The organism is Cupriavidus sp. PET2-C1, assembly GCF_054515855.1.
In genome coordinates, this window is sequence record NZ_CM137260.1 from 2,479,947 (window position 1) to 2,506,422 (window position 26,476).

Consider the following 26,476-nt stretch of genomic DNA (forward strand, 5'->3'; position numbering starts at 1 on the left):
TGCTTTGCAGCATAGGCGCCTTGTTTTAATAGTCAATATTGATTAACTTAATCAACTTATTGCCCGATTTCGCCGCCCATGCCCCGCTACCTGACTTCCGCCGAAGCCGCCGCCCAGCTTGGCGTCTCCCGCCAGACGCTGTATGCCTATGTCAGCCGTGGCCTGCTGTACGCGCACGATGGCGAAACCCACCGCGAAAGCCGCTATCTCGCCGACGACGTTGCGCGTCTGGCGAGCCAGCGCACGCGCGGCCGCAAGCCTCGCGAGGTGGCCAAGGCCACGCTGAGCTGGGGATTGCCGGTGCTGGAGTCCGGGATCACGTTGATCGAGGATGGACGGCTTTACTACCGGGGCGTGGATGCCATGGCCCTGGCCGCCTCGGATACGGTGGAAGCGGTGGCCGCGTTGCTATGGCACTGCCCCCAGGACGCGGCGTTTGGCACTGCGCCGCTTGCACCGGCGCACCTCGCGGCCATGCAGGCGGCCTTCGCCGGGCGCCGCAGCGAGGAGGCGCTGCTACCGCTGTTTACCCTCGCCAGCGATGACGACCCCACGGCGCATTGGCAGAAATCACCGCAACGCGTTGCCGAGGGATGCGGCGTGCTGGTGCGTCTGCTGGCGGCCTGCCTGCTGCACACGGCACCCGCCAGCGCGCCGGTCCATCGCCAATGCGCCAGCGCCTGGCAAGTGGACGAAGACGGCGCGGACCTGATCCGCATGGCGTTGGTGCTCTGCGCGGACCATGAGCTGAACGCGTCGAGCTTCACGGCGCGTTGCGTGGCGTCCACCGGCGCCAGCCTGCGCGCATCCGTGGTCGCCGGCCTGGCCGCGCTGACCGGTGGGCTGCATGGCGGGGCCACGGCCCGCGTGGAGGCCCTCTGGGATGAACTCGGCGAGGCCCCGCCCGCATCGAAGCTGCGCGAGCGGCTTGCCCGCGGCGAGAACCTGCCGGGGTTTGGCCATCATCTCTACCCCGCCGGTGACATCCGCGCTGTCGGCTTGCTGACGCGGATACTTCCCCATCACCCGCAATGGCAAGCGCTCATCGACGACGCTTTCGCGCTGGTGGGGCAGCGGCCATCGATCGATTTCGCACTGGTGGCGCTGCGCCGGCATCTGCGATTGCCACCCGGCGCGGCCTTCGGCATGTTCGCGCTTGGCCGCTCCATCGGCTGGATCGCGCACGCGCTGGAGCAGCGTGCCGATGCCGAGCTGATCCGCCCGCGTGCCGCGTACGTCGGCCCACGGCCCGGCTAGCGCTGGATCGCGCCGCCGTTTCGGCCAACCGCAGGCCGATCAGCCCCGCGAGCGCCAGGCGCAAGATAAACATCCGCGGCCAGTTCGCGCCCTCCTGTATCAACAACGTGGCGCCGCGGGTTATGCCGCGCGCTGCTGCAAGCGCAGCACCGCGTCGCGCGCGGCGGCGCCAAGCTCGGCAAGGTCCAGCCCCGGAATCGCATCATGCTCCACCACCATGCGCCCACCCACCAGCAGCGCGCGCAGTGCAGGGCGCCCACCGCTGGCCACGGGGGCGATGGCCGGATCGTGCAGGCCAAAGCAGCGCGGGTCGTCGAGCCGGTAGATGGCGAGGTCGGCCGCCTTGCCCGGCTGCAACGTGCCCACCGCATCCAGGCCGAGCACCGCCGCGCCGCCCGCCGTGCCCCAGCGCACGACATCTTCCACGCGCGCGGCGTCGGCGCCGCCTTCATGGTCGCCACCCTCGGCGCGTGGGCGGGCGCCATGGCCTCGCCGCGCGCGCTGCAGCAGCCACGCCGCATGCGTCTCGGAGATCATGTCGGCCGCTTCGTTGGAAGCGGCGCCGTCCACGCCGATCGACACCGGCACGCCTGCGGCTTCCAGCGCCGGGATATTCGCGATGCCGCTGCCCAGCCTGCCGTTGCTCTGCGGGCAGTGCGCGATGCCCGTGCCGGTTGCGCCGAGCTGGTGGATTTCGTCCGCGTCCAGTTTCACCAGATGGGCGAACCAAACGTCGCGGCCCAGCCATTCGTGCTCGCCGCAGAAGGCCACGGGTGTCGTCTGGTACTTGTCGCGCGCGGCGTTCTGGTATTCCACCGTCTCCGACAAATGGCTGTGCAGCCGGATGCCAAGCCGGCGCGCGGTGCGCGCGCAGGTGCGCAACTCCTCGGGCGACATGGAGTACAGCGGCGTGGTGGGCGCCATCACCACGCGGCGCATCGCATCCGGCGCGGGCTGGTGGTAGCGAGCGGTGAGCCGCTCGCAATCGCCCAGGAACTGGTCGAGCGTTTCGGGGCGCAATGCCTGCGGCAGCTCGCTCTCCAGCTGGCGTGTGCGGGTGGCGCCGCCACGGCACAGCACAAAGCGCAGTCCCAGTGCCTCGGCTTCCTCGAACAGGATGGCCGAGCTGTCGTAGGGCATGCCGGGATAGTAGAGATAGTTGTGGTCCGCCACCGTGCCGCAGCCGCTGCGCACCAGTTCGATCAGGCCGATGCGGGCGGCAAGCCGGAAGGTGGTTTCGTCAAAGGCGGCGCGGAAGCGGTAAGGCGTAGCCCCGAGCCACGGCGTGAGCGTCAGGTCCAGCCCCGGCGGATCGCCCTTGAGCAGTGACTGGAACAGGTGATGATGGGTGTTGACCCAGGCCGGGTAGACCACGCAGCCGGTGGCGTCGATGACTTGCTCGCCGGGGCGCTGCGCCAGCTTGCCGATGGCTTCGATCGTGCCGCCGGCCACGCGCAGGTCCGGGCCGGCATGGCGCTCCCCCTCACCCTTGTCGTTGCGACGAAGGCCGGTCAGGATGGCCGTGGCATTGCGGATCAGGATGGTGTTGGTCGTCATGCCAGCTCGCTTTCGTGCCAATGGGACAGTGCCATGCGCGATACCACCACCATGGCGCCGAACAACGCAACGCCGGTCAGCGTGATCAAGAATAGCGCGGCGAACAGGCGCGGGATATTGAGGGCGAAGCCCGCCTGCAGGATCTGGTAAGCCAGCCCCGCGCCCGTGCCGCCGGTGCCCGCCACGAACTCCGCTACCACCGCGCCGATCAGCGCGAGGCCGCAAGAGATCCGCAGGCCGCCGAAGAAATACGGCAGCGCGCTGGGAATGCGCAGGCGGCGCAAGGTATCCCAGCGGCTCGCGCGGTTGATGCGGAACAGGTTGAGCAGGCCGGGGTTGACGCTGCGCAGGCCCAGCACCGTGTTGGAGATGATCGGGAACACGGCCACCATGGTGGCGCAGATCACTAATGCCAGCGTCGGCTCCTTGACCCAGATGATGATCAGCGGCGCGATCGCCACCACCGGCGTGACCTGCAGCAGGATCGCGTAGGGAAACAGGCTGGCTTCGATCAGGCGGCTCTGCACGAAGACGAACGCCGCGGCGGTGCCGACCACCACGGCCAGCGCAAAGGCCAGCATGGTGATGCGCAGCGTCACCCATAGCGAGCCGCACAGCAGGCTCCAGTCTTCCATCAGCGCATGGCCGATGGCGGTGGGCGTGGGCACCAGGTATGCGGGCACGGCGAGCGCCGTGCATGTCGCCTGCCAGGCGAGCAACAGCAGCACGCCGACGGCAAGCGGGGCGGCAACGCGCTGTACGGCGGGGCGCGACAGTAGCGGGGGATTCATGGGGGCTCCTTGTTGTCTGTGGGACCGATGCGGCTGCCGGGCTCAGTGCTGGTTGGGGTCGGCGCGGGTGTTGGCCTGCGCGAGCAGCGCCGACAATTGCGCGCAGTACCGCATGAAGGCGGGCGAAACACGGAAGGCCTCATCGCGGACTTCGGGCCCCTCGATGGCCACGTCGGCAATCACGCGGCCCGGCCGCGCCGCCATCACCACCACGCGGCTCGACAGGTAGACCGCCTCATAGATGCTGTGGGTGACGAAGACCACCGTCAGGCCGCGCTCGGCCCACAGCGCGCGCAGGTCGGCGTCGAGCTTGTTGCGGGTGAACTCGTCGAGCGCGCCGAAGGGCTCGTCCATCAGCAGCAGATCCGGGTTGGTCGCCAGCGCCCGCGCGATCGACACGCGCATCTGCATGCCACCCGACAGCTCGCGCGGATAGACCGCGGCGAAGCGGCCCAGCCCCACCAGCGCCAGCGCGCGCCGCACGCGTTCGTCGGCGTCGGCGCGCGGCATGCGGGCCAGGTCCAGCGGCAGCCGCACGTTGTCGGCCACGCGTGCCCACGGCATCAGCGTGGCTTCCTGGAACACCATCGCCAGCGTGCGGCCGCCGCTGTCCGTGGCGCCGTTCGCACCGCTCGGAAGGGCGGGGTTGCCCCACCAGCGCATATGGCCCGCCGACGGCGCCTCCAATCCGGCAAACAGCTTGAGCAAGGTGCTCTTGCCGCAGCCGGACGGCCCCAGCAGCGAGACGAACTCGCCGGGCTTGATCGCCAGCTTGACGCGCTCCAGCGCCACGGTGCCGTTGGGGTAGGTCTTCTCGACCTGGTTGGCGAACAGCAGCGGCGCATCGGCATCGCGCCGGCTGGTGCCAGCGGGCTCGCCGCCGGCGTTGGGCGCAAGGCCGCCGGCGCTCGGGGCTGCAGCGCGGGCTTGCATGGCACTGCGAAAGAGGACGCTCATGGCTGTCTCCGTATGGAATGGTTCCGGGGGCTGACCGAAGTCCGGCTTAACCGCGAACCACGGGAATGCGGAAGGTCTCCTTCTCGCCATGCCGGGTGAACAGCTCCATCAGCATCTTGCGCATCAGCAAGCCGGGCTTGTCGGATTCCATATGGAATTCAACGCGGCGGCGCGTGTCCACGCAGGCGTCGTAGTCGGTTGCTTCCAGGATGTCGCGATCCTCGGCGACGATAGGCGCGTCCCAGTCGATCAGCTCCTGCGTCGAGCAGTCTTGCTCGCTGTCATTGCGGTACAGCCATTGCGACAGCATCACGCTCTTGTCGTCGATCGGCGTGGCGCAGTTGTAGATGATGTGATGGCGCCCGCTGGCCGGGTAGGTGCAGCCGAAGCGGCGCGTGAACGGCAGGTCCCAGCGGTTGAACATATGGCGATGCGTGATGGGCTCGGTGGTGCCGGTAACACGGTGGCCCGCCTCGATATTGCGGATCGGCACCAGCGTTTCCGCCTCGAAGCCCCACTCGCGCTGCTGCAGCTCGTACTTCTCCGGCTTGGGCTGCTCCGACAAACCAAAGTTGGCGCGGTGCACGAAGCTGAAGTGCGAGTTGTCGAAGGCGTTCTCCATCACGCGCAGCGAGCTGGTGTTCCACTTCTCGTAGAACTGGAGGATGCGGCGGTAGGCGGGGTCGCCATCCTCGGGGAAATCGGGGATGGGCTGCAGCGGATCGTCCAGCGCCACCCACACGTAGCCGTATTTCTCTTGCACGTGATAGGCCTGCACCTTTGCGCCGGAAGGAATGGCGTTGTCCGGCGCCTGCGGAATCCGCACGCAGCTGCCCGAGCAGTTGTATTCCCAGCCGTGGTAGCCGCAGACGATGTCGCCGCGCTCGTTGACCCAGCCCTTGGACAGGCGTGCGGTGCGGTGGCAGCAGCGGTCCTGCAGCGCCGCGGGCTTGCCGTCGGTGCCCCTCCACAGCACCAGGTTCTCGCCTAGCAGGGTAAAGGGCTTGGGGCCGTCGTCGAGCATCGAGATCGGCATCAGTGCATACCAGAAGCGGCGCAATACGGGCTGTTGGGTGACCAGCATGTCAAATATCCTTGTATGGGGTTGAGCTAGAGCAGCGAAGCTGCGCGCTTCAGGGCATGACTTTCAGGTCTTTCACGAACTGCGTGGTGTAGGCCTGTTTCCAGTCGGTATCGGCCTTGAGCAGCCCGGCGCCCACCATGAAGTCGCGCGTCTTCTGCCAGCGCGCATCGGTCATCACGCCGATGCCGTAGCGGGCCGCGTCGCCACCGCCAACCATGCGGTACTCCTTGAGTTTCTCCACACCCCAGGCGAGCTGGTCGTCCTTCATGTTGGGGTTCTCCTGCTTGATCAGCGCATTGGCCGGGGCAGGGTCCGCCAGGTAGCTCTTCCAGCCTTCCATGCTCGCCTTGACGAAGCGCGCGACCACGTCCGGCTTCTCCTTGACCATCTTCTGCATGGCGACGATGGTGGTGCCATAGGGCGGATAGCCATCGTCGGCGAACAGGAAGAAGCGCGTCTTGGCACCGGCCTTGCTGGCCGAGAACACTTCGGAAGAGGCATACGCCTGCTGGGCCGATTGCGGATCGGCAAAGAAGGGCTGCAGGTTGAAGGTGTAGACGCGCGACTGCGATTCATCGAGCTTGTACTTGCCCTTGAGCCACGGCCACCAGGTGGTGCGTCCCGAGGTGGAGACCAGCACCGTGCGGCTCTTCAGGTCGGCCAGGCTCTTGACGTCCTCGTGGGTCATCATGCCTTGCAGATCGGCCTGGAAGGAGGTTGCCACGGTGGTCACCGGCACGCCTTGCTCTACGCTCTTGAGCACCTGCAGGTCATAGCCCATCAGGAAATCGGCCTGGCCGCTGGTGAGGATCTGCATGCCATTGACCTGCGGGCCACCCATGCGCACGGTGACATCGAGGTCGTACTTCTTGTAGATGCCCTTCGCCACCGCCTGATAAAAGCCGCCGTGTTCCGCCTGGGCATACCAGGAGGTGAGGAACGTCACCTTGTCGGCGGCGAGCGCGGTGGCGGGGACGGCGGCGAGCGTGAGCGTGGCGCAGGCGCCGGCGATCAACAGGCGGCGCATGGGGGAGGGCGTCTTCATGGAGGCTCCTGTGCGGATGTTTGCGGAGGGAAACGGGGCGGGTACGGCAACAGGCGGGCAACGGCGCAGGACGCGGGCGGTGGCATTGCCGCCGCCCGCGTCTGCGAAATGGAATAAGGGCGTGAAGATGGAGGACATCGTGGGCGCTCTCTTTTCTCTCGTGCCCGGCCTGGTGGCCGGATCCAAACGCCTGGATGCCTCGCGATGCGAGTCAGCCAGGCGTGCGACCGGATGGCCGCGAGAGCAATGTCCCGCGCCGGCATGCGCCTGCCCGCTGGGGGAGGCGCATCGGCGCTAACCGCTTCTACTCGATAGCTTGTTCAGCAAGAGGTGTGCCAACGGCAGCGGCGAGCGCCGCGCCCCAAATGCGCCGGATCGTGGCAAGCCGCTGAGCGGCCTGGTGCACGATCGCCTGCCTCGATGCGCGATGTGCACCAATTCGGTGAGCCGCGCGGTGGCCGGTGCGATCAGGAGCTCGTGCTGGCCCTGACCAGCCCGCCGCAGCGGCCTAGCACAGTGGTGACACAACACGCGTTGCCGGACCAGTCGCCACCGATCACCAGGCCAGTGGGACCAGCGATCAGGCGGCGATGGCACAGGCCGGGCACCAGCAGGGGCTCGGGTGACGTGGGCGCGCGCGCATCGCGCGGGCCGCTGCCCGGCGCACGCGCCGGTGGCACCTCCTCGGTCCACAAGTAGGCCGTGCCGCCCGGCACGGCCTGGACGGATTGCGGCGGGCCCCATTGCGCCTTGGCTTGCTCGATCGGGGCGGCTTGCCACGAATCCAGGATGCGCTGCATGGCGGATTGCTCGGCGCTTGCGCAGCCGCCCAGGGCGATGGCGGCGAGTGGGGTCAACCAAAGGCGAGGGGAGATGGAGGGACGGCGAACGACAGACATGGCGGCTCCAGGGGTGCAGGCATGCCCCCTCCGTGCAGCCTAGCTTAGCCGCCGGCCTCGCCGCAAGCGGCTGCGGGCGCTTTATGCGGGCTTGCCCACAGTCGGCGCCAGCGCGGCCTTGCCGGCATCCCGGGACGGCTCGTGCGCGCTGTCGTCGCCGCCGGCCTGGCCCAGGTCCATGCCCTTGGTTTCCGGCAGCAGCAAGGCGGCGCCCATCACCATCATGTAGCCGACGCCGGCCACGATGGCGATCGCCAGTGGCAACGAGGTGCGGCCGGTGCTGAGCCAGCCTACCGTCAGCGGGAAGAGCGAGCCGATCACGCGCCCGACGTTGTACGAGACGCCATAGCCTGTGGCGCGGATGTCATTGGGGTAGGACTCCGAGATGGTGGCGCCGATGCCGGCGAACACGCCCTGCATCAGCACGCCCAGCGGGAAGCCAAGGAACAGCATCGACGTGTTCGATACCGGGATCACCATATAGACCAGCGCCATGACAAAGGCGCCGGCGGCAAAGGCGATATAGGTCAGGCGGCGGCCCCAGCGGTCGGTGGCATAGGCGCCGGCCACGTAGCCCACCAGCGAGCCAACGATCGTCATCGCCAGGTAGGAGCTGGTGCCGAACACCGACAGCCCGCGCTCGGTCTTGAGGAATGTCGGCAGCCAGGTGGCAATCGCATAGTAGGCGCCCAGCATGCCGCCCGACAGCAGGCTGCACAGCACGGTCTTGCCCAGCAGAGGCCTGTGGCCAAGCCGCGCCAGCTGCTGCCATGCGGTGGGACCGCTGCCGTCGCCAGCGGCAGCGCGGTCGGCCTGGCTCTTGGTGAAGACTTCCGGCTCCTCCAGGTTGCGGCGCAGGTAGATCACCACCAGCGCCGGCAGGATGCCCATGAAGAAGCAGACGCGCCAGGCGGTTTCGGCTGGGAAGATGCTGAAGGTGATGGCGTAGGCAATGGCCGCCGCGCCCCAGCCGAAGGAGTAGCTGCTGGCGGTGAAGCCGGAGTATTTGCCGCGGTGTGCCGGGTTGCGGATCATTTCCGTCACCAGCACCATGCACAGCGAGGATTCGCCGCCGAAGCCCAGGCCCTGGAGCATGCGAAAGGCCAGCAGTTGCTCGGGGGTGTTGGCCAGCCCGCACAGGAAGCAGGCAACGGCGAACACCACGATGGTCCAGCGCAACACGCGCACCCGCCCATAGCGGTCAGCCAGGACGCCCGCGCCGATGGCGCCCACCAGTGAGGACACCAAGGTCCAGGTGACAATGGCGCCTGCGGCCGATTTGCTCATGCCCCACTGGGTGAGCAGCGTCGAAATCAGGAAGGAATAGATCATGAAGTCGAACACGTCGACCGCATGACCGAGGAACGCGCCGTAAAACCCCTTGCGCTCCATTGTCGATAAATCCTTGAACCAGGTGAACATGATCTCTCCTTCGTGTCTTTGCTTCGGGGGCGGTGCGCTGGTCTTTTTATGGCGCCGGGGCGCGTTACACCGTGTGGGACTGGGACTGGGACTGGGACTGAGCCGAGGCCGGCGGCGGCCGGAAGGCGAAACCTGCTGCTTCCAGCAACTGGGCAAAACGCAATGCGGTCAGGTCCGCGAACCTTCCGGCGACGATCTGCACGCCCACCGGCAGGCCACCGCGGCCCGGGCCGATCGGCGCTACCGTCGAGGGCAGGCCGCACAGGCCGGAGTGCCCGGCCCAGAACAACTGGCTGGTTAGCGGTTGCGCCCGGCCATTGACCTGGAGCATGCGCTGCCATGGCTCGCCGGCTTCATCCAGCGCAAAGGCGGTGGTGGCCGCTGCCGGGCACAGCAACACGTCGACCTCGCCAAAAAAGCGTTGCCAGGCCTGCGCGAAGGTGGCCCGGGCTTGCTGCAACTGCAGCCATTGCCGGTGCCGGATGCCGGCCCCAGTGAATTGCAGCGTGGCGTAGCTGTGGTCGTCGGGCTCGGCGCCTGCGGCGCGGGCCAGCGCGGCATCGAAGCCAGCGTCATCCATATGGACCGACGTGGTCGCCCGCAGCATCAGCACGTAGGTGTGCCAGAGAGCCGAGGCATCGAAGTCCGGGCGCGCGTTCCAGCGCACCTGGGCGCCCTGTCCCTCCAGCCAGCGGCCGAGCTTTTCGATTTCGTCGCTGACTTCCCCGTCGGCCTCGCACAGCGGATGGCTCGGCAGCACGGCGACGCGGAAGTCGGCCAGCGCGCGCTTGTCGCAGGGCGGCAGCGTCAGGCGATAGGCCTGCGCTTCGATGCCGTCCGGGCCAGCCAGCGCCCGCAGCAGCAGTTCCAGGTCGTGCGCGCTGCGCGCCAGCGGCCCCGCCACGTTGATGTCCTGCTCGCCGTAGCCGTGGCCGATGCCATGGCCGCGCAGCGGCACCAGCCCGTGGCTGCTCTTGTGCGAGAACACGCCGCAGTAGTGTGCCGGGTTGCGCAGCGACGAGCCGATGTCGGAGCCCACGTCAAAGAAGCTCATGCCCGCGCAGACCGCCGCCGCGCTGCCGCCGGACGAACCGCCCGGGGTGCGCCCGGGGTCTCGCGGGTTGCGGGTGGTGCCGTAGATGGCGTTGTAGCTTTGCCAGTCGCGCAGCCCGATCGGCACGTTGGTCTTGCCCAGCAGGACCGCGCCAGCCGCGCGCAGGCGCTCGACCACGGCCGAGTCGCTGGTGGCAATGTTGTGGCGCTGCGCCGGGTTGCCGCACGTGGTGGGCCAGCCTGCCACATCGAAGGATTCCTTGATGGAGAAGGGAATGCCGTCCAGCAAGCCAAGCGGCTCCCCGCGGCGCCGGCGTTGGTCGCTGGCGTCGGCTGCGGCGCGCGCGGCGGTGAAATCCGCCAGGATGAGGGCGTTGATCTTCCGATGCGAGGCGGCATAGGCTGCCTCGCACCAGTTCACCAGGTCCTGCGCGCTGGCGTCGCCTTTGGCCAATAGCGCCGCGGCTTCCCGCACTGGCAGGAAGCACGCCTCTGGCGGCCGGGTGTCGGTGCTTGCAATGTCTTGCCGCGTCACGCATTCGCTCCGTATCGTGGGGTCCGTTGCCATGGCGCCCGGGTGGGGGCAATCGGGCCTGTCGCTAGAATCGGTATACTATATTCATCGAATTGCCGAGAGCAAGGCAAATGTTCGAGCGCCCGCAATTCGCCGCGTTCTGGTGCAACGCAGCAGGCTATGGCACAAATCCGGGGTTCTTGGGAAAGGAGTGTTAGACGTCGCGCACCTTGGTGGTGCGCGAGTTATGCGGAGTTTGGTATACCGTTTGTGGCCTATAGGCTGGTCGGCAATCGCCCCGCCTAGCGGTCGAAGAAAGGCAAGGTCTGTTGGTCCGGGCTTGGCGGCTTGCGCCGGTGGGGGCCCGCCGGGGGCGATGTCGTCTGCGGCTGTGTTTCCGGCTGGGGCGCGGGCGGTGGTTGCAGCTCGAATCGCCGCACTGCTTCCAGCGGAACGGCACTGGCGAGCAAGGCCGGCAGCCTTGGCGCCAGGATCTGATAGGTGTCCAGGTCAAAGCGCGCGGGCGAGGACAACAAGCCTGGCGCCTCCTCCAGCGTGGGCACCGAGCCCAGGTAGCACCAGTCTTCCAGGACATGCCACCACGCCTTGGCGCCGTGCTGCTCGCGCCATGCCACTGCACCCGCGAATGGCCAGGGCTGGATCGCCAGGTTGGCCAGTGCGGTGACCGCCCGCAAGCGGTGCGCTGCGAGGGACTCGTCGCCGGTGCACGCGCCCAGGCAGCGGTGCAGCTGACGCGCGAAGCAGGGCAGGCCGCGCCGCGCGGTTTTTTCCAGGGCGAGGGCGACCTGGCAGAGTTGATGGGTTTGGGCCAGTTCGGCCAGCCGGGCCTGGGCGCTGGCTCGACTGGGAAAGGCGCCATATAGATCAGGGTGCCGGCTGAAATCGGTATTGCGATCCGAGCGCAGTATCGGCGCGCTCAGTCCGGGCGGCAGTTCCCACGTGTAGAGCCCGGCGTTCTGGCGCAGCATCTGGTTGTGCAGCGGCTGCATCGTCTTGATCAGGTGCGCTTCCAGCAGCAGCGCGCCGGCCTCACCGCCGGTCTCGCGCCATTCGACGCGGCGCACCGCGCGCGCCAGCCGCATTTCCAGGGCGGCACGGTGATCGCCGGAGAAATGCGCGCCAATGCGTTGGCGCAGGTGGACGCTCTTCCCTATATAGAGAGGCATGTCCTGGTCGCCATAAAAGAGATAGACGCCAGGGGTGTCGGGAACGTCGTCCAGCGCGGTTTCTTCGAGCCCGGCAGGCAGGCTTGCCCGCTTGATCAGCGACTGCACCGCGGATTCGACCAGGTCCATCGTGTAGAGCTCGTGGACCTTCTGCCAGAATTGCCACAACAGTTCGGCATCGGCGAGAGCCCGGTGCCGGCCCTTGGGTTGCAACTCGAACCGGGCGATCAGCGCATCCAGCCCGTGGCGCGCCGCCGAGGGAAACAGCGAGCGGGAGAGCCGTAACGTGCACAGGACATCGGCGCGAAAGGTGACGCCGACGCGGCGGAACTCATTCTTGAGGAAGCCATAGTCGAAACGTGCGTTGTGCGCCACGAAGAGCTTGCCTTGCAGCCGCTCCGCGAGCGTCTCGGCCAGTGACTCAAAGCTCGGCCGCCCACGCACCATGTCGTCGGTGATTCCGGTCAGCTGCTGGATAAACGGCGGGATGCCAATGCCCGGGTCTATCAGGGTGTCCCATTCGACGATGCCGTCCGGTCCCACTTCCACGACGCCAATCTCGGTAATACGGTCGCGGGTGCCGTCGGCGCCCGTCGTTTCCAGGTCGACAAAGACAATCGGGCGTGAAAGTGCTGCTGCCAGCGCTTGCGCATCCAGATACCGGGGCATATCCGCCGGCGGGTGCGATGGCTGGTAGATAGGAAGCTCAGGCATCCGTCGATTCTAATAGATAGAGATAGCGGTCGCGCGACCCTGCGCCGGGGCATGGAAGCCTGCTTCATCACTGTGTCACAGACCGTTCTGAAGAAATTCAAGAAAACGCTTGCCAAGGCCGAGGGGGTCCCCTATGATTCGCCCCCTCGCAACACGAAACACCGCTGCAAAGCAGACGGGACAAGGGTTGCGGGGTCGGCAAGGTGGTTGGCGGCGCGGATGGCGCAGCGAGCTGAAGGAAAAAAACCTGTTGACGAAACGATGATCACGCTTCATAATCTCGTTTCTCTGCTGCAGCAAACGCAGCGACGCGGTAAGCAAAGCGAACCGTGGCCAGTTCTTTAACAAACAAACAACCGATAAGTGTGGGCGCTTGATAGCGGATGCGGAAGACTTCGGTCTTTTAGCTTACAAGTTATAAAGTGCTCGCACAGTAAAACATGTTGGTTATGTCTTTGGATGTAACCAGTCAGTTTTCTGAGAGTGAGCGACCGCTCGAAAGAGCGAGGTTCTTCGGAACCACACAGGTATTAAACTGAAGAGTTTGATCCTGGCTCAGATTGAACGCTGGCGGCATGCCTTACACATGCAAGTCGAACGGCAGCACGGGAGCAATCCTGGTGGCGAGTGGCGAACGGGTGAGTAATACATCGGAACGTGCCCTGTCGTGGGGGATAACTAGTCGAAAGATTAGCTAATACCGCATACGACCTGAGGGTGAAAGCGGGGGACCGCAAGGCCTCGCGCGATAGGAGCGGCCGATGTCTGATTAGCTAGTTGGTGGGGTAAAGGCCCACCAAGGCGACGATCAGTAGCTGGTCTGAGAGGACGATCAGCCACACTGGGACTGAGACACGGCCCAGACTCCTACGGGAGGCAGCAGTGGGGAATTTTGGACAATGGGGGCAACCCTGATCCAGCAATGCCGCGTGTGTGAAGAAGGCCTTCGGGTTGTAAAGCACTTTTGTCCGGAAAGAAATCCCTTGCCCTAATACGGCGGGGGGATGACGGTACCGGAAGAATAAGCACCGGCTAACTACGTGCCAGCAGCCGCGGTAATACGTAGGGTGCGAGCGTTAATCGGAATTACTGGGCGTAAAGCGTGCGCAGGCGGTTTTGTAAGACAGGCGTGAAATCCCCGAGCTCAACTTGGGAATGGCGCTTGTGACTGCAAGGCTAGAGTATGTCAGAGGGGGGTAGAATTCCACGTGTAGCAGTGAAATGCGTAGAGATGTGGAGGAATACCGATGGCGAAGGCAGCCCCCTGGGACGTCACTGACGCTCATGCACGAAAGCGTGGGGAGCAAACAGGATTAGATACCCTGGTAGTCCACGCCCTAAACGATGTCAACTAGTTGTTGGGGATTCATTTCTTCAGTAACGTAGCTAACGCGTGAAGTTGACCGCCTGGGGAGTACGGTCGCAAGATTAAAACTCAAAGGAATTGACGGGGACCCGCACAAGCGGTGGATGATGTGGATTAATTCGATGCAACGCGAAAAACCTTACCTACCCTTGACATGCCACTAACGAAGCAGAGATGCATTAGGTGCTCGAAAGAGAAAGTGGACACAGGTGCTGCATGGCTGTCGTCAGCTCGTGTCGTGAGATGTTGGGTTAAGTCCCGCAACGAGCGCAACCCTTGTCTTTAGTTGCTACGCAAGAGCACTCTAGAGAGACTGCCGGTGACAAACCGGAGGAAGGTGGGGATGACGTCAAGTCCTCATGGCCCTTATGGGTAGGGCTTCACACGTCATACAATGGTGCGTACAGAGGGTTGCCAACCCGCGAGGGGGAGCTAATCCCAGAAAACGCATCGTAGTCCGGATCGTAGTCTGCAACTCGACTACGTGAAGCTGGAATCGCTAGTAATCGCGGATCAGCATGCCGCGGTGAATACGTTCCCGGGTCTTGTACACACCGCCCGTCACACCATGGGAGTGGGTTTTGCCAGAAGTAGTTAGCCTAACCGCAAGGAGGGCGATTACCACGGCAGGGTTCATGACTGGGGTGAAGTCGTAACAAGGTAGCCGTATCGGAAGGTGCGGCTGGATCACCTCCTTTCAAGAGCGTGCATCTTAAGTCGAGCGTTCACACTTATCGGTTTGTTTGCTGTTACAGCCAAGGGTCTGTAGCTCAGGTGGTTAGAGCACCGTCTTGATAAGGCGGGGGTCGTAGGTTCAAGTCCTACCAGACCCACCAAGTTATAGACGGTGGTTCGATGTTGAGCTTCCGGCGTCAGTAGTATTTGGGGGATTAGCTCAGCTGGGAGAGCACCTGCTTTGCAAGCAGGGGGTCGTCGGTTCGATCCCGTCATCCTCCACCAATTACCTGGTACCTTGGATTGGTCGTCAAAGGCAAGCGCTTAGGATTGAGCGTTTGCCTTTGGCCTTGGCCAAGACGTTGCGAGACCAAGTCTCGCACGGCTGTTCTTTAACAATATGGGATGTAGTAAAGGTGTCGTGAGCGTTGATGAGACGCTGCAGTAAAAACACGATACCGGGTTGTGATTGTATCAACCGAAATGTATTTAAGTGATCGAAAGATGACTTGGAATACGGCACAAATGCGAGAACTCATCCTGTAGCGAGCACGGCTTGAACGCAAGTTTGAGACACACTCGTTATAGGGTCAAGCGAACAAGTGCATGTGGTGGATGCCTTGGCGATCACAGGCGATGAAGGACGCGGTAGCCTGCGAAAAGCTTCGGGGAGCTGGCAAACAAGCTTTGATCCGGAGATGTCCGAATGGGGAAACCCGGCCCTTATGGGTCATCCCTGACTGAATACATAGGTCAGGGAAGCGAACGCGGCGAACTGAAACATCTAAGTAGCTGCAGGAACAGAAATCAACCGAGATTCCCAGAGTAGTGGCGAACGAAATGGGAAGAGCCTTGTACTCTTTAGCAGCATTGTTAGCAGAACGGGATGGAAAGCCCGGCCCTAGCAGGTGATAGCCCTGTATGCGAAAACAGCGTTGTGGAACTAGGTGTACGACAAGTAGGGCGGGACACGTGAAATCCTGTCTGAAGATGGGGGGACCATCCTCCAAGGCTAAATACTCGTGATCGACCGATAGTGAACCAGTACCGTGAGGGAAAGGCGAAAAGAACCCCGGGAGGGGAGTGAAATAGATCCTGAAACCGCATGCATACAAACAGTCGGAGCCTGGAAACGGGTGACGGCGTACCTTTTGTATAATGGGTCAGCGACTTACATTCAGTGGCAAGCTTAACCGATTAGGGAAGGCGTAGCGAAAGCGAGTCCGAATAGGGCGTTCAGTCGCTGGGTGTAGACCCGAAACCAGACGATCTATCCATGGCCAGGTTGAAGGTGCGGTAACACGTACTGGAGGACCGAACCCACTAACGTTGAAAAGTTAGGGGATGAGCTGTGGATAGGGGTGAAAGGCTAAACAAGTCTGGAAATAGCTGGTTCTCTCCGAAAACTATTTAGGTAGTGCCTCGTGTCTCACCTTCGGGGGTAGAGCACTGTCATGGTTGGGGGGTCTATTGCTGATTACCCCGCCATAGCAAACTCCGAATACCGAAGAGTGCAATCACGGGAGACAGACATCGGGTGCTAACGTCCGGTGTCAAGAGGGAAACAACCCAGACCGCCAGCTAAGGTCCCTAAGATTGGCTAAGTGGGAAACGAAGTGGGAAGGCTAAAACAGTCAGGAGGTTGGCTTAGAAGCAGCCATCCTTTAAAGAAAGCGTAATAGCTCACTGATCGAGTCGTCCTGCGCGGAAGATGTAACGGGGCTAAGCCAGTCACCGAAGCTGCGGATGCGTGCATTCCTTTAAGTGCACCTTGCTTGTCGATGCTGCGCATCGACAAAGCGCCCAACAGAGATCGTTGGGATGCAAGTAGAGTGGATTTAAAGGAGTGCACGCATGGTAGGAGAGCGTTCTGTAAGCCTGTGAAGGTGTCTTGTAAAGGATGCTGGAGGTATCAGAAGTGCGAATGCTGACATGAGTAGCGATAAAGGGGGTGAAAAGCCCCCTCGCCGTAAGCCCAAGGTTTCCTACGCAACGTTCATCGGCGTAGGGTGAGTCGGCCCCTAAGGCGAGGCAGAGATGCGTAGCTGATGGGAAGCAGGTTAATATTCCTGCACCGTCGTATGATGCGATGGGGGGACGGATCGCGGAAGGTTGTCCGGGTGTTGGAAGTCCCGGTCCCTGCATTGGAGAAGGCGCTTAGGCAAATCCGGGCGCGGAATTCAAGGATGTGGGGCGAGCGGCCTAGTGCTGCGAAGCAATTGGAAGTGGTTCCAAGAAAAGCCTCTAAGCTTCAGTCATACGAGACCGTACCGCAAACCGACACAGGTGGGCGAGATGAGTATTCTAAGGCGCTTGAGAGAACTCGGGAGAAGGAACTCGGCAAATTGGTACCGTAACTTCGGGATAAGGTACGCCCTTGTAGCTTGACTGGCCTGCGCCAGGAGGGTGAAGGGGTTGCAATAAAATGGTGGCTGCGACTGTTTAATAAAAACACAGCACTCTGCAAACACGAAAGTGGACGTATAGGGTGTGACGCCTGCCCGGTGCCGGAAGATTAAATGATGGGGTGCAAGCTCTTGATTGAAGTCCCGGTAAACGGCGGCCGTAACTATAACGGTCCTAAGGTAGCGAAATTCCTTGTCGGGTAAGTTCCGACCTGCACGAATGGCGTAACGATGGCCACACTGTCTCCTCCCGAGACTCAGCGAAGTTGAAGTGTTTGTGATGATGCAATCTCCCCGCGGCTAGACGGAAAGACCCCATGAACCTTTACTGTAGCTTTGCATTGGACTTTGAACCGATCTGTGTAGGATAGGTGGGAGGCTTTGAAGCGTGGACGCTAGTCTGCGTGGAGCCGTCCTTGAAATACCACCCTGGTTTGTTTGAGGTTCTAACCTTGGTCCGTGAATCCGGATCGGGGACAGTGCATGGTAGGCAGTTTGACTGGGGCGGTCTCCTCCCAAAGTGTAACGGAGGAGTTCGAAGGTACGCTTGGTACGGTCGGACATCGTACCTAAAGTGCAATGGCAAAAGCGTGCTTAACTGCGAGACCGACAAGTCGAGCAGGTGCGAAAGCAGGACATAGTGATCCGGTGGTTCTGAATGGAAGGGCCATCGCTCAACGGATAAAAGGTACTCTGGGGATAACAGGCTGATACCGCCCAAGAGTTCATATCGACGGCGGTGTTTGGCACCTCGATGTCGGCTCATCTCATCCTGGGGCTGTAGCCGGTCCCAAGGGTATGGCTGTTCGCCATTTAAAGAGGTACGTGAGCTGGGTTTAAAACGTCGTGAGACAGTTTGGTCCCTATCTGCCGTGGGCGTTGGAATCTTGACGGGGGCTGCTCCTAGTACGAGAGGACCGGAGTGGACGTACCGCTGGTGTACCTGTTGTCTCGCCAGAGGCATCGCAGGGTAGCTATGTACGGAAGAGATAACCGCTGAAAGCATCTAAGCGGGAAACTCGCCTGAAGATGAGGATTCCCTGGAGCCTTGAGCTCCTTGAAGGGTCGTTCGAGACCAGGACGTTGATAGGCTGGGTGTGGAAGCGCAGTAATGCGTTAAGCTAACCAGTACTAATTGCCCGTAAGGCTTGATCCTATAACCAGTGTGTTTCTACCTGGTGTGAGTGTCGCGTGCCGCTGCCCAGCAGCTAGGCCGATACGCACAACCCCTACTACATCCCTATTCGCTGCGTTGAGCATCCCTCAGCGCGGCCACCGTTTATGCCTGGTGACCATAGCGAGTTGGAACCACCCCTTCCCATCCCGAACAGGACCGTGAAACGACTCCACGCCGATGATAGTGCGGATACCCGTGTGAAAGTAGGTAATCGCCAGGCTCTCCCTTGAAACCCCTCAGTACGAAAGTACTGGGGGGTTTTGCTTTTGTGGCTGCGGTTTGTGGCTACGATTTGCGGCTGCGGAAAGTGATGGCGGCAAGCATAATTGCTGCTCCGGCCACCTTGCCCCCCCCCCCTCTTTCACTCATTTCGAATGCCAGCCGACGGCGAAGCCCCGTGGTTTCTTTACCTGCTCGAATGTGAGGGCAATACGATCTACACCGGGATTACCACGGACGTGGAGCGGCGCTTCGCCCAGCATCTGGCAGGAACGGGCGCTAAATATACGCGATCGCGCAAGCCCATCAGGATCCTGGGCTGGCAGCGCTTCGACAATCGCTCGCAAGCCTCAAAGGCTGAAGCGGCGGCGAAGCGGCTGACTTCCGCGCAGAAGCGGAGTTTTTGCGCGCAATTGACGACAGAGGCGCCCGAAGCTCCAGCCGTCGATCCTGCTTGAGCATTACCCTCGCACCTTGAATGCCCCCGCATCGGCGGCACCCTTCTTGATCCCGGCAGTGCCTTCTACGCTTCCTTAAGCCTGGTTTAAGGATCGGCCTTTAGGATGGTCCTGTCGCGTCCAGATAGCCCGGACGCCTGAGGTAACCAAGAAAGGAAAACGCCATGATTCGCCAGACGCTTGCACGCTCCGCTATTGGCATTGCTGCCCTGGCCGCTCTTGCCGGGGGGTATGCCTATCTGCAGAAGGAAGTGATCACGCCGGGATATGCCGCTCAGGCGCCCGTGACCGCCTCGGCCCAGCCGCTGGCCGTGGCCGCGCCCACAGACTTTTCGAGCATCGTGGACCAATACGGTCCGGCGGTGGTCAATATCAGCGTGACGGCGCGCGCCCAGCACGCTTCGGCGCAAGTGCCGCAGGGCATGGACCCGGACGATCCCCTGTTCCAGTTCTTCAAGCGCTTCGGCCCGCAATTCCAGGGACCGCAGAACGGCCAGCAGCAACTAGTGCGTGGCCTTGGCTCGGGCTTTATCGTCAGCCCCGATGGCCTGATCCTGACCAATGCGCACGTGGTGGACGGCGCCCAGGAGGTGACGGTCAAACTGACCGACCGCCGCGAATTCAAGGCCAAGGTGCTGGGCGCGGATGCGCAAACGGACGTCGCGGTGATCAAGATCGACGCCAAGAACCTGCCGACCGTTCGCCTGGGCGACCCCTCGCGCGTACGCGTGGGTGAGCCGGTGCTGGCCATCGGCTCGCCTTACGGTTTCGAGAATACAGTCACCGGCGGCATCGTCAGCGCGAAATCGCGCTCCTTGCCCGATGACACCTATGTGCCGTTCATCCAGACCGATGTCGCCGTCAATCCCGGCAACTCGGGCGGCCCGCTGTTCAACCTGCGGGGCGAAGTGATCGGCATCAATTCGCAGATCTACAGCCAGACCGGCGGTTACCAGGGGTTGTCGTTCTCGATTCCCATCGACGTGGCCACCAAGGTGCAGGCGCAACTGGTGGCGCATGGCAAGGTCACGCGCGGCCGTCTCGGCATCGGCGTGCAGGAGATCAACCAGGCCCTGGCGCAATCGTTCGGGCTGCCAAAGCCTAGCGGGGCGCTGGTCAACTCGGTGGAGCCGGACAGCCCGGCCGCCAAGGCTGGCCTCAAGCCGGGCGACGTGATCGTGCAGCTTGGCAACGACGTGATCGACCATTCGGGCGACTTGCCAGAGCATGTGGCCGACATTGCGCCGGGCACGCAGACTTCGCTGAAGGTGATCCGCAAGGGCGAGCCCCTGACCCTGACGGTGAAGGTCGGCACGGCCAAGGATGCGGCAGTCGCTGGCAAGTCCCCCGCCAACGACGCTGGCGGCAAGCTTGGCCTGGCGGTTCGCCCGCTGAGCCCGACCGAGAAGCGCGACAGCGGGATCGAGGGCGGGCTGGTGGTCGAAGATGTCGCAGGCCCGGCGGCCAAGGTTGGCATCCAGCCGGGTGACGTCATCTTGTCCATCAACGGCACGCCGATCAGCTCGGCGGAGCAGTTGCGGGCCCTGGTAGCGAAGTCCGGCAAGCAGGTTGCACTGCTGGTGCAACGCGACGATGCCCGTATCTTTATCCCTCTGGATCTGGGTTAACGGCAAAGTCAGCCACGGAGATAGCCAGGGAGTTAACCGCGAAGTTAACCCCCGAGTTAACCTCGGCATAAATGGCGGGCGGGCCGGTGCGAAGGTATACGTGCCGGCCCGCCAAGCCTTAGTGGACGCCGAATTCCGGTGCAATAGGGCTGCCAGAACGCGCGGTAACAGGTATCATCTCGACTGCGAAGCAGGACACGCAGCAATGGCCTTGACCATCCCGGGCCATTAATGCGAAATTGTCCTGCAGACTCGATGACACAAGGAAGTCTATGCAGTTGGATTTCACCCGCGCGTCCGCGACCACGGGTACCGAGAGAGCGCGGCGCCTGCCGCAAGCCTCGCCCACCCCGCGCCGACGCAAGAAAGCCGAAGCCCCGCACTGGGAGCGTGGCTACCGTTCGCATTTCTACCGCAATGAGCGCGGCGAGAAACTGGGCGAAGTTCGCCTGTCCGATCGCGGCGACATGCCGGTGGTCTATCACTGGGCCGCAGGCAATTACTCCGGTGCGGAGGGCTCGCTCGCTCACGCCCGCATGCGCGTGGAAGAAACCATCGGCTTTGGCATGCGCCAGCTCGCACTGTTCTGACTAGAGCCGATTAACCAGCCGACCCGACGCTTTCCCGGAAAGCGACAGCCGCGCGCGCCCCGCGCCGCGACTCCCCGGAGCGATCCGCTCCGGCAAGCCAGCCAGATTCAGCCAGATTTAGCAGATCCAATGCGCTGCTCAGCCCCTCGGGCCGACACTGCGTAGCCTGTGCGGCAGACAGATCTGCCCGCGCCCCGGCATCCAACTCCCAGTCTTGCAGCAAGCGCACGTCAATCGAGACGGCGTTGCGCCAGCATGAAGACAGCAGCCGTCAGGGCAAGCGCCGCGATCAGCCGATACAGATCCTCGCAGGCAATCAACCTGGCCTGCGTATCCAGCAGGCCGGCAAGCTGCGCCAGCGCGGCCTGATAGGCATGGCCAGGATCCAGCCCGCGCGCGCTCAAGGCTGCCTGGGCCGCCGCCATCCACTGCTGCGTCTGCGCCGTGTGCTGGCCAAGGGCGCCGGTCAGGCTCGTGTGCACCGCGAACTGCCGGTTCTGCAAAAGCACGGCGCCGAGCGCAGACGCGAAGGACGCGGCGATCTGGCGCAGCAGGTTCTTGCTGCGGTAGCCGTGGGCGAAATCGTCGCCGGCCAGCGAACGGAAGGTGAGGCCGGCAATCGGGATGATGACCATCACGCCAAACAGGCCCTTGCCCACCAGCCCCCACGCCAGCGCCGGCGGGCCGGCGTTGGGCGGCATCGACGAAAACCACCACGTGGCCCCGGCCATCAGCAGCAGGCCGCTTGCCATCAGCGGCTTCTTGTGCGGCAGTTTTGGGGCCACGCGCAGGTAGACGAAGATCCCGGCCAGGCTGACCGTGGCGGCGAAGGTGTTGAGCCATCCGGTGGTCGCCAGCGGCAGCCCGAGCGCTTGCTCGGCGTAGATCGGGAACACGTAGCCGCTCAGGTTGCTGATCAGGTAGTAAAGAAAATACATGGCCAGCCCGGTCAGATAGACCGGATTGCGCAGCGCGCGCAGATGGAGCACCGGCGTGCTGTGATGCCATTGCTGCCAGAGAAATCCCATCAGCAGGCCGACACCCGCCGCGCAGATCAGCGCCAGCCGCAGCGGGTGCGAGAAGATATCGAAGCGCGCCTCCGTCATGGCCGCCTGCAGGGTCACCACCGCCGCGCCGAACAGCAGCAGCGGGCCCAACGCGGGGCCGGGATCGTCCTCGCGCGGTTCGGCGTCCGGCAGCAGCAGCCACGCCCCCAGCGTTGCCAGCGCGGCGAAGGGCAGCACGCCGTAGAACACATCCTGCCACACGCCGCGCTCGATCAGCTCAGCTGCCATGGCGGGCGCCAGCGCGGAGGCGGCAAAGATCCCCAGCATGAAGATGCGCGAAGCGCGCGGCCTATCGGCCGGCGCGAACATCACATTGACCAGGATGCGGCAGCTGGTAAACAGCGCCCCGCCGCCCACGCCCTGCACAAAGCGCGCGCCCACCAGCTGCGGCAGCGAATGGCTGGTGGCAGCCGCCAGCGTGCCCGCCATGAAGATCAGCAGCGCGCCGGTGAGGTAGTAGCGATAGCCAAAGCGCTGCGCCAGCCATTGCTGCTTGAGGATCATCAACATGCTGCCCACCGCGTACGCGGCCTGGACCAGGGCGAAGCTGCGCGGATCGGCATCGACGCCGCCAACGATATGGCTCGATGCGAACACGAACATGATGTTCTCAAGGAACTCCACCGAGGTGGCCAGCGCGAGCAACAGCATCACCAGAGTCTGGCGCTGCCGGCGGCTGAGCAGGCGCAGCCACCGCAGCCCGAGCCGCAGCGGCCGTAAGGCAGACACGGTTTTCATGGTTCCAGCGTCAGCAGGTTCTGATGCATCCGGTTGAGCGCACGCGTGGACGCGGCCAGGCCGCTTTCGCCTACCGGCCCCCAGGCCTCGGCGTAGGCCGCATGCACGGCCGGGGCGGTACGCTCCAGCATGCGGTGGCCGGCGGCGGTCAGTACCAGCTCGGTGCTGCGGCGGTCCTGCGCCGAGGCGTGCCGGCGCACCAGGCCGCGCGCTTCGAGGCCGTCCATCAGCCGGGTCATCTGCGTGCGCGTGGCGTCGAGCGTGATGCCGAGCTCGGACGGCAGGCTGGGCTGGTTGTCGTCGGTGGCGAGCAGGCTGATGGCGAGGTATTGCTGAAGGTCCAGCTCGAAAGGCGCTAGCGCGCGATCGATGTGGCTGCGCAGCAGGCGTGCGGTGCGCATGAGCAGCCGGGAGGCCAGGATCAGGTCGCGCGGCGCTTCCGGATGGCCCGCGCAGAAGCGGTCAATGCGGTCTTCGAAGGACATGGCGGGGAGTCAGGTGATGCCGGGACAACTGGTCCGATCCGGCAATATAATTACAAACGTAATTATATCATCTGAAACAAACCAGGGCGCCGATGCCTTCCGGCGCCCGTTGCATTCAGCGCGCAAGGTGACGGCAAAGCCGCCGCAGCGCTTGGCGCAGCCCGGCAAGCTCGGCCGAGCGCTGCGCCGGCGCCAGACGGCCGTAGCGCAGCTTGGTGTAGCGATCGCTGAAGTCCTGCACTGCCAGCGCGGCAGCCGGGAGGGCGCGGGCGGCCCGCGTTGCAAAATCTTGCGGCCCTTCGGACGGCGCGCGCACGCAACCGCGGCGTGCCAGCTGGCGGCAGAAGCGTGCGTAGGCGGCTTGCACCGGATCGATCCGGCGGCGCTTGAGCACGAGCGGCAGGAGCGCCAGCAGGCTCAGCGCCGCCAGTCCGCCCAGCAGGACTTGCGGCACGCTGTCGCCGATGCCGAGCTGCCGCATCAGCCGCGCCTGCTGGCCGCGATCGTATTGCAATACCCAGCGCTGCCAGGTGTAGACCATGCCGTCCATGCCCCAGCGCAGGTTCCGCAGCCAGCCCGGGTCTCGCATCGCGCGCAGCGCTTCGATCTCGCTGGCCTCCAGCGCGGCGTCGATGCCGCGCTCGACCCGGCTTGGCGCCACCGCGCTGGTGGGATCGACGCGCACCCAGCCGCGCCCCTCGAGCCAGATTTCCGCCCATGCATGGGCGTCGGCCTGCCGCACGATGTAGTTGCCGCCAATGGGGTTGTACTCGCCGCCGAGATAGCCTGTGACCACGCGCGCCGGCACGCCGGCCGCGCGCATCAGGAACACGAAGCTGCTGGCGTAATGCTCGCAAAAGCCGCGTCGCGTGTCGAACAGGAAACTGTCGACCTGCTCGTGGCCAAGCGGCGAAGGCGAGAGCGTGTAGCTGAACGGCGCGGCGGCAAACAGCCGCAGCGCGGCCTGCGCCCGCTGGGCGGGATCCGGGTATTGCTCCGCCCACGCGGCGGCGAGCGCCCGCGTGCGCGGGTTGCCCGGTGGCAGCGCCAGCGCCAGCTCTCGCGTCGCCAGATCGAGCGGCTGCGCCGCGGCCGGAGCCGAACGCGCGCGGTAGCGCAGGCGCCGGTCCACCGGGTCGCGCGTAAAAAACTCACCGTCGGCATTGATCACCGCGCCGGCGCCGGGGGCAATCGCCTGGCCACGGTCGAGCAGGAACAGCCACGCGTGCTGGTTGGGCTCCAGCGTGACGCTGTAGTTGACGATCCCGTTGGCCGAGGCGTTGCCAGCCGCCTCGCCGGGCCCGGCATCCGCTGTCGTGTCATCGGCCGCCGGCAAGCCCGGCGCCGGCTGCGCGCGCCGCTGCCGCAGGGGCGATGGCCGCCAGGTCTGTCCATCGAACTGCCACAGCACCAGCGCGCGCCAGTACAGGGCGCTGGCCGGCAACGGACCGCCTTGCACGTCGGCGCGCAGTGCCACTTCGGTCGACTGGGTGAGCCGGCTCACGCTGCCCGGGCTCATGGAGTCGCTGATGCCGGTAGTGGCCACGGCCTCGGCTTGCGGCAGCCGCCACAGTGGATGATCCAGGCGCGGAAACAAGACAAAGAGCAGCAGCGCCCAGGGCAGCCCGATCAGGGTCAGGCGGCCGAGCAACGGCCACACGGCAAGATAGCCGCGTGCCTCGGGATGCCCCAGGAAGAGCCAGTTGCGCAGCAGCCAGGCGGCAATGGCAAGGCTGTACAAGGCCAGCCAGAACGGCTGGTCGAACAGGTACAGGCTCAGCAGCAGGTAAAAGCACAGCTGGGTAACCAGTGTGGCATCGGCCAGCACCCGGCACTCCAGCAATTTGAGCACGACGAAGGCGCCCAGCAGCGCCACCGACAGGTCGCGCCCCATGTTGCCGCCGGCCTGCCAGACCAGTGCGGCGGCCACCAGCATCACCAGCCCCGCGATGATCCCGAGCATCAGGCGCGAGGGCAGCGGCGCGCGCTGGCGCCACAACAGCCAGCGCCACGCCAGCAGCAAGACCAGCAAGACGCTGATGGTCACCGGCAGGCTGCGCGCCTGCGGCGCGAGCACCAGTGCCAGCTGGCCCAGCAGCAGGCCATGCTCTTCGTGCGCAAGGGGGCGCGGTGGCAACTTCACGGTGTGCTTTCCGGCGGGGCTTGACCGGCGCGTCCCGGCCACAGGGCCAGGGCTTCGAGGCAGGCGCGGCGATGCGCGCCGCCGCGGCCGGGCGGGATCTCGACCCCGGGCAGCCGCAGGCCGGTTTCCATGCTGTCGCCCGCGGCCACCACCCAGGCGCACAGGCGCGATAGCCGCGCCTCGAGGCCGAGCTGTTGCGGCAGGGCCTGCCAGTCCAGCCAGCAGGTCGGCAGGCTGCCGGCCTCGCCGGTGCGGCTCAGCCAGCGGCCAGTACGCGCGCTATGTTTCCAGGCGATGCGGTGCAGCGGATCGCCGCTGCGGTAGCGCCGCAACTGATCCGTGCCATCGTCAGAAGGCAAGGACGCTGCGCCATCGTCGTCGGGCTGCGCGGCAAAAGGCAGCGGCGGCGCGCCAGGTTCCGGCCTTGGGTAGACCAGCGCGGCCAGCGGCAGGTCGGCATAGCTCCACACCCGGAACAGGCCCAGCGGAAAACGGCTCGAGAGCGTGACGCGCGGCAGCGCCAGCCAGCCGCGCTGGCTGGTGGGCATGTGCAAGGTCAGTTGGCCGGTGGCATCCCGTGCCAGGCTCAGGCGGGCAGGCAGCGCGCCGGCCTGGGCCGGCAGGCTCGCCTCCACGCCGATGCGTACTGGCGCGTTGCTGCCTGAAATGCGCAGGCTGAATGCGGCCGGCTCGCCGGCAAAGACTGGCGCCGCGCTGACACCGGCCACCGTCATGTCGAGCAGGTTGCGGTAGGCCTGCCACATGCAGGCCATGCCGATGCCGCCGAGCAGGAAGGTGAGGGCGAAGCCAAGGCTGATGTTGTAGTTCAGTGCCGTCAGCAGCATGGCCATCAGCAAGACCGCGAAGCCCAGGCCGGCCCGGGTGGGCAGGATGTACAGGTGGCGGCGGTCGAGCGTTACCACGCCTTGCCGGGGGGCGCGCCGGCGCTGCAGCCAGGGTGGTGACGCCCACGCCAGCCGCTTGGGGCCAGGCGCGGCCGGAGATGCCGTGCCCGGCGAGGAAAACGGCCGGCTGCGCGCCATCG

Annotated in this window: 18 protein-coding genes, 2 tRNA genes and 3 rRNA genes; 10 read left to right on the plus strand and 13 right to left on the minus strand. The window is 64.5% G+C overall.

The window, feature by feature from the left end; all coding sequences use genetic code 11:
• Positions 1 to 78 precede the first annotated feature (78 nt).
• Positions 79 to 1,257 (plus strand): citrate synthase family protein, encoded by a 1,179-nt coding sequence (locus ACX12D_RS31085; protein WP_459374852.1) that lies wholly within the window; start codon positions 79 to 81, stop codon positions 1,255 to 1,257.
• A 120-nt stretch (positions 1,258 to 1,377) separates the two neighbouring features.
• On the opposite strand, the gene ACX12D_RS31090 is transcribed toward ACX12D_RS31085, so the two are convergent.
• From ACX12D_RS31090 to ACX12D_RS31130, 9 genes are all read right to left on the minus strand, one after another.
• Positions 1,378 to 2,814: an amidohydrolase family protein gene (locus tag ACX12D_RS31090; RefSeq protein ID WP_459374854.1), complete on the minus strand. Its 1,437-nt coding sequence runs from the start codon at positions 2,812 to 2,814 to the stop codon at positions 1,378 to 1,380.
• Positions 2,811 to 3,605, minus strand: coding sequence for an ABC transporter permease (locus tag ACX12D_RS31095; RefSeq protein ID WP_459374855.1), 795 nt, complete (start codon positions 3,603 to 3,605; stop codon positions 2,811 to 2,813). The genes ACX12D_RS31090 and ACX12D_RS31095 overlap by 4 nt, the downstream gene beginning before the upstream one ends.
• A gap of 42 nt (positions 3,606 to 3,647) precedes the next feature.
• Entirely contained in the window at positions 3,648 to 4,562 is a 915-nt protein-coding gene (locus tag ACX12D_RS31100) for an ABC transporter ATP-binding protein (RefSeq protein ID WP_459374856.1), read from the minus strand.
• Positions 4,563 to 4,608: 46 nt separating this feature from the next.
• Entirely contained in the window at positions 4,609 to 5,646 is a 1,038-nt protein-coding gene (locus ACX12D_RS31105) for an aromatic ring-hydroxylating dioxygenase subunit alpha (RefSeq protein WP_459374857.1), read from the minus strand.
• Between the two features lie 49 nt (positions 5,647 to 5,695).
• Complete coding sequence (locus ACX12D_RS31110) at positions 5,696 to 6,691, minus strand: ABC transporter substrate-binding protein (RefSeq protein WP_459374858.1); 996 nt, start codon at positions 6,689 to 6,691, stop codon at positions 5,696 to 5,698.
• A 467-nt stretch (positions 6,692 to 7,158) separates the two neighbouring features.
• Entirely contained in the window at positions 7,159 to 7,590 is a 432-nt protein-coding gene (locus ACX12D_RS31115; RefSeq protein ID WP_459374859.1) for a hypothetical protein, read from the minus strand.
• An 81-nt stretch (positions 7,591 to 7,671) separates the two neighbouring features.
• Entirely contained in the window at positions 7,672 to 9,012 is a 1,341-nt protein-coding gene (locus ACX12D_RS31120) for an MFS transporter (protein WP_459374860.1), read from the minus strand.
• Positions 9,013 to 9,076: 64 nt separating this feature from the next.
• Positions 9,077 to 10,600 carry an amidase gene (locus ACX12D_RS31125; protein WP_459374861.1) on the minus strand — a complete coding sequence of 508 codons (1,524 nt, stop codon included), beginning with the start codon at positions 10,598 to 10,600 and terminating at the stop codon, positions 9,077 to 9,079.
• A gap of 281 nt (positions 10,601 to 10,881) precedes the next feature.
• Positions 10,882 to 12,480 carry an exonuclease domain-containing protein gene (locus tag ACX12D_RS31130; protein ID WP_459374862.1) on the minus strand — a complete coding sequence of 533 codons (1,599 nt, stop codon included), beginning with the start codon at positions 12,478 to 12,480 and terminating at the stop codon, positions 10,882 to 10,884.
• 51 nt (positions 12,481 to 12,531) lie between these two features.
• Between ACX12D_RS31130 and ACX12D_RS31135 the strand changes: the two genes are divergently transcribed.
• The 9 genes from ACX12D_RS31135 to ACX12D_RS31175 all read left to right on the plus strand — a co-directional run bounded on the left by ACX12D_RS31135 (position 12,532) and on the right by ACX12D_RS31175 (position 20,998).
• Complete coding sequence (locus ACX12D_RS31135; protein ID WP_459374863.1) at positions 12,532 to 12,825, plus strand: hypothetical protein; 294 nt, start codon at positions 12,532 to 12,534, stop codon at positions 12,823 to 12,825.
• A 187-nt stretch (positions 12,826 to 13,012) separates the two neighbouring features.
• Positions 13,013 to 14,544: ribosomal RNA gene (locus ACX12D_RS31140) — 16S ribosomal RNA — on the plus strand.
• A 61-nt stretch (positions 14,545 to 14,605) separates the two neighbouring features.
• Positions 14,606 to 14,682 (plus strand) — tRNA-Ile (locus ACX12D_RS31145).
• A gap of 48 nt (positions 14,683 to 14,730) precedes the next feature.
• A tRNA-Ala gene (locus ACX12D_RS31150) sits at positions 14,731 to 14,806 on the plus strand.
• 303 nt (positions 14,807 to 15,109) lie between these two features.
• Positions 15,110 to 18,082, plus strand: a 23S ribosomal RNA gene (locus ACX12D_RS31155).
• 128 nt (positions 18,083 to 18,210) lie between these two features.
• Positions 18,211 to 18,323 (plus strand): 5S ribosomal RNA (gene rrf, locus ACX12D_RS31160).
• The 16S, 23S and 5S rRNA genes sit together here with 2 tRNA genes alongside, the layout of an rRNA operon.
• 154 nt (positions 18,324 to 18,477) lie before the next feature.
• Positions 18,478 to 18,780, plus strand: coding sequence for a GIY-YIG nuclease family protein (locus ACX12D_RS31165; RefSeq protein WP_459374864.1), 303 nt, complete (start codon positions 18,478 to 18,480; stop codon positions 18,778 to 18,780).
• A gap of 164 nt (positions 18,781 to 18,944) precedes the next feature.
• Entirely contained in the window at positions 18,945 to 20,408 is a 1,464-nt protein-coding gene (locus ACX12D_RS31170; protein ID WP_459374865.1) for a DegQ family serine endoprotease, read from the plus strand.
• A 272-nt stretch (positions 20,409 to 20,680) separates the two neighbouring features.
• On the plus strand, positions 20,681 to 20,998 hold the full coding sequence (locus tag ACX12D_RS31175) for a hypothetical protein (RefSeq protein ID WP_006164639.1): 318 nt from the start codon (positions 20,681 to 20,683) through the stop codon (positions 20,996 to 20,998).
• Positions 20,999 to 21,228: 230 nt separating this feature from the next.
• On the opposite strand, the gene ACX12D_RS31180 is transcribed toward ACX12D_RS31175, so the two are convergent.
• The 4 genes from ACX12D_RS31180 to ACX12D_RS31195 form a co-directional block, all read right to left on the minus strand.
• Positions 21,229 to 22,803 carry an MFS transporter gene (locus ACX12D_RS31180; protein ID WP_459374866.1) on the minus strand — a complete coding sequence of 525 codons (1,575 nt, stop codon included), beginning with the start codon at positions 22,801 to 22,803 and terminating at the stop codon, positions 21,229 to 21,231.
• Positions 22,800 to 23,288, minus strand: coding sequence for a MarR family winged helix-turn-helix transcriptional regulator (locus ACX12D_RS31185; RefSeq protein WP_441639001.1), 489 nt, complete (start codon positions 23,286 to 23,288; stop codon positions 22,800 to 22,802). The genes ACX12D_RS31180 and ACX12D_RS31185 overlap by 4 nt, the downstream gene beginning before the upstream one ends.
• 115 nt (positions 23,289 to 23,403) lie before the next feature.
• A complete protein-coding gene (locus ACX12D_RS31190) occupies positions 23,404 to 25,431 on the minus strand; it encodes a transglutaminase TgpA family protein (protein WP_459374867.1) in 2,028 nt (675 codons plus the stop codon).
• Positions 25,428 to 26,474, minus strand: coding sequence for a DUF58 domain-containing protein (locus ACX12D_RS31195; protein ID WP_459374868.1), 1,047 nt, complete (start codon positions 26,472 to 26,474; stop codon positions 25,428 to 25,430). The genes ACX12D_RS31190 and ACX12D_RS31195 overlap by 4 nt, the downstream gene beginning before the upstream one ends.
• Positions 26,475 to 26,476: the final 2 nt, after the last annotated feature.

What these genes read in the sequence shown, in the direction of transcription:
- ACX12D_RS31175 (WP_006164639.1), top strand. Translation starts at nt 20,681, where the DNA reads ATGCAGTTGGATTTCACCCGCGCGTCCGCGACCACGGGTACCGAGAGA.
- ACX12D_RS31085 (WP_459374852.1), top strand. Translation starts at nt 79, where the DNA reads ATGCCCCGCTACCTGACTTCCGCCGAAGCCGCCGCCCAGCTTGGCGTC.
- ACX12D_RS31095 (WP_459374855.1), bottom strand. Translation starts at nt 3,605, where the DNA reads ATGAATCCCCCGCTACTGTCGCGCCCCGCCGTACAGCGCGTTGCCGCC.
- ACX12D_RS31185 (WP_441639001.1), bottom strand. Translation starts at nt 23,288, where the DNA reads ATGTCCTTCGAAGACCGCATTGACCGCTTCTGCGCGGGCCATCCGGAA.
- ACX12D_RS31090 (WP_459374854.1), bottom strand. Translation starts at nt 2,814, where the DNA reads ATGACGACCAACACCATCCTGATCCGCAATGCCACGGCCATCCTGACC.
- ACX12D_RS31170 (WP_459374865.1), top strand. Translation starts at nt 18,945, where the DNA reads ATGATTCGCCAGACGCTTGCACGCTCCGCTATTGGCATTGCTGCCCTG.
- ACX12D_RS31100 (WP_459374856.1), bottom strand. Translation starts at nt 4,562, where the DNA reads ATGAGCGTCCTCTTTCGCAGTGCCATGCAAGCCCGCGCTGCAGCCCCG.
- ACX12D_RS31120 (WP_459374860.1), bottom strand. Translation starts at nt 9,012, where the DNA reads ATGTTCACCTGGTTCAAGGATTTATCGACAATGGAGCGCAAGGGGTTT.
- ACX12D_RS31110 (WP_459374858.1), bottom strand. Translation starts at nt 6,691, where the DNA reads ATGAAGACGCCCTCCCCCATGCGCCGCCTGTTGATCGCCGGCGCCTGC.
- ACX12D_RS31115 (WP_459374859.1), bottom strand. Translation starts at nt 7,590, where the DNA reads ATGTCTGTCGTTCGCCGTCCCTCCATCTCCCCTCGCCTTTGGTTGACC.
- ACX12D_RS31180 (WP_459374866.1), bottom strand. Translation starts at nt 22,803, where the DNA reads ATGAAAACCGTGTCTGCCTTACGGCCGCTGCGGCTCGGGCTGCGGTGG.
- ACX12D_RS31130 (WP_459374862.1), bottom strand. Translation starts at nt 12,480, where the DNA reads ATGCCTGAGCTTCCTATCTACCAGCCATCGCACCCGCCGGCGGATATG.
- ACX12D_RS31165 (WP_459374864.1), top strand. Translation starts at nt 18,478, where the DNA reads ATGCCAGCCGACGGCGAAGCCCCGTGGTTTCTTTACCTGCTCGAATGT.
- ACX12D_RS31195 (WP_459374868.1), bottom strand. Translation starts at nt 26,474, where the DNA reads ATGGCGCGCAGCCGGCCGTTTTCCTCGCCGGGCACGGCATCTCCGGCC.
- ACX12D_RS31105 (WP_459374857.1), bottom strand. Translation starts at nt 5,646, where the DNA reads ATGCTGGTCACCCAACAGCCCGTATTGCGCCGCTTCTGGTATGCACTG.
- ACX12D_RS31135 (WP_459374863.1), top strand. Translation starts at nt 12,532, where the DNA reads ATGGAAGCCTGCTTCATCACTGTGTCACAGACCGTTCTGAAGAAATTC.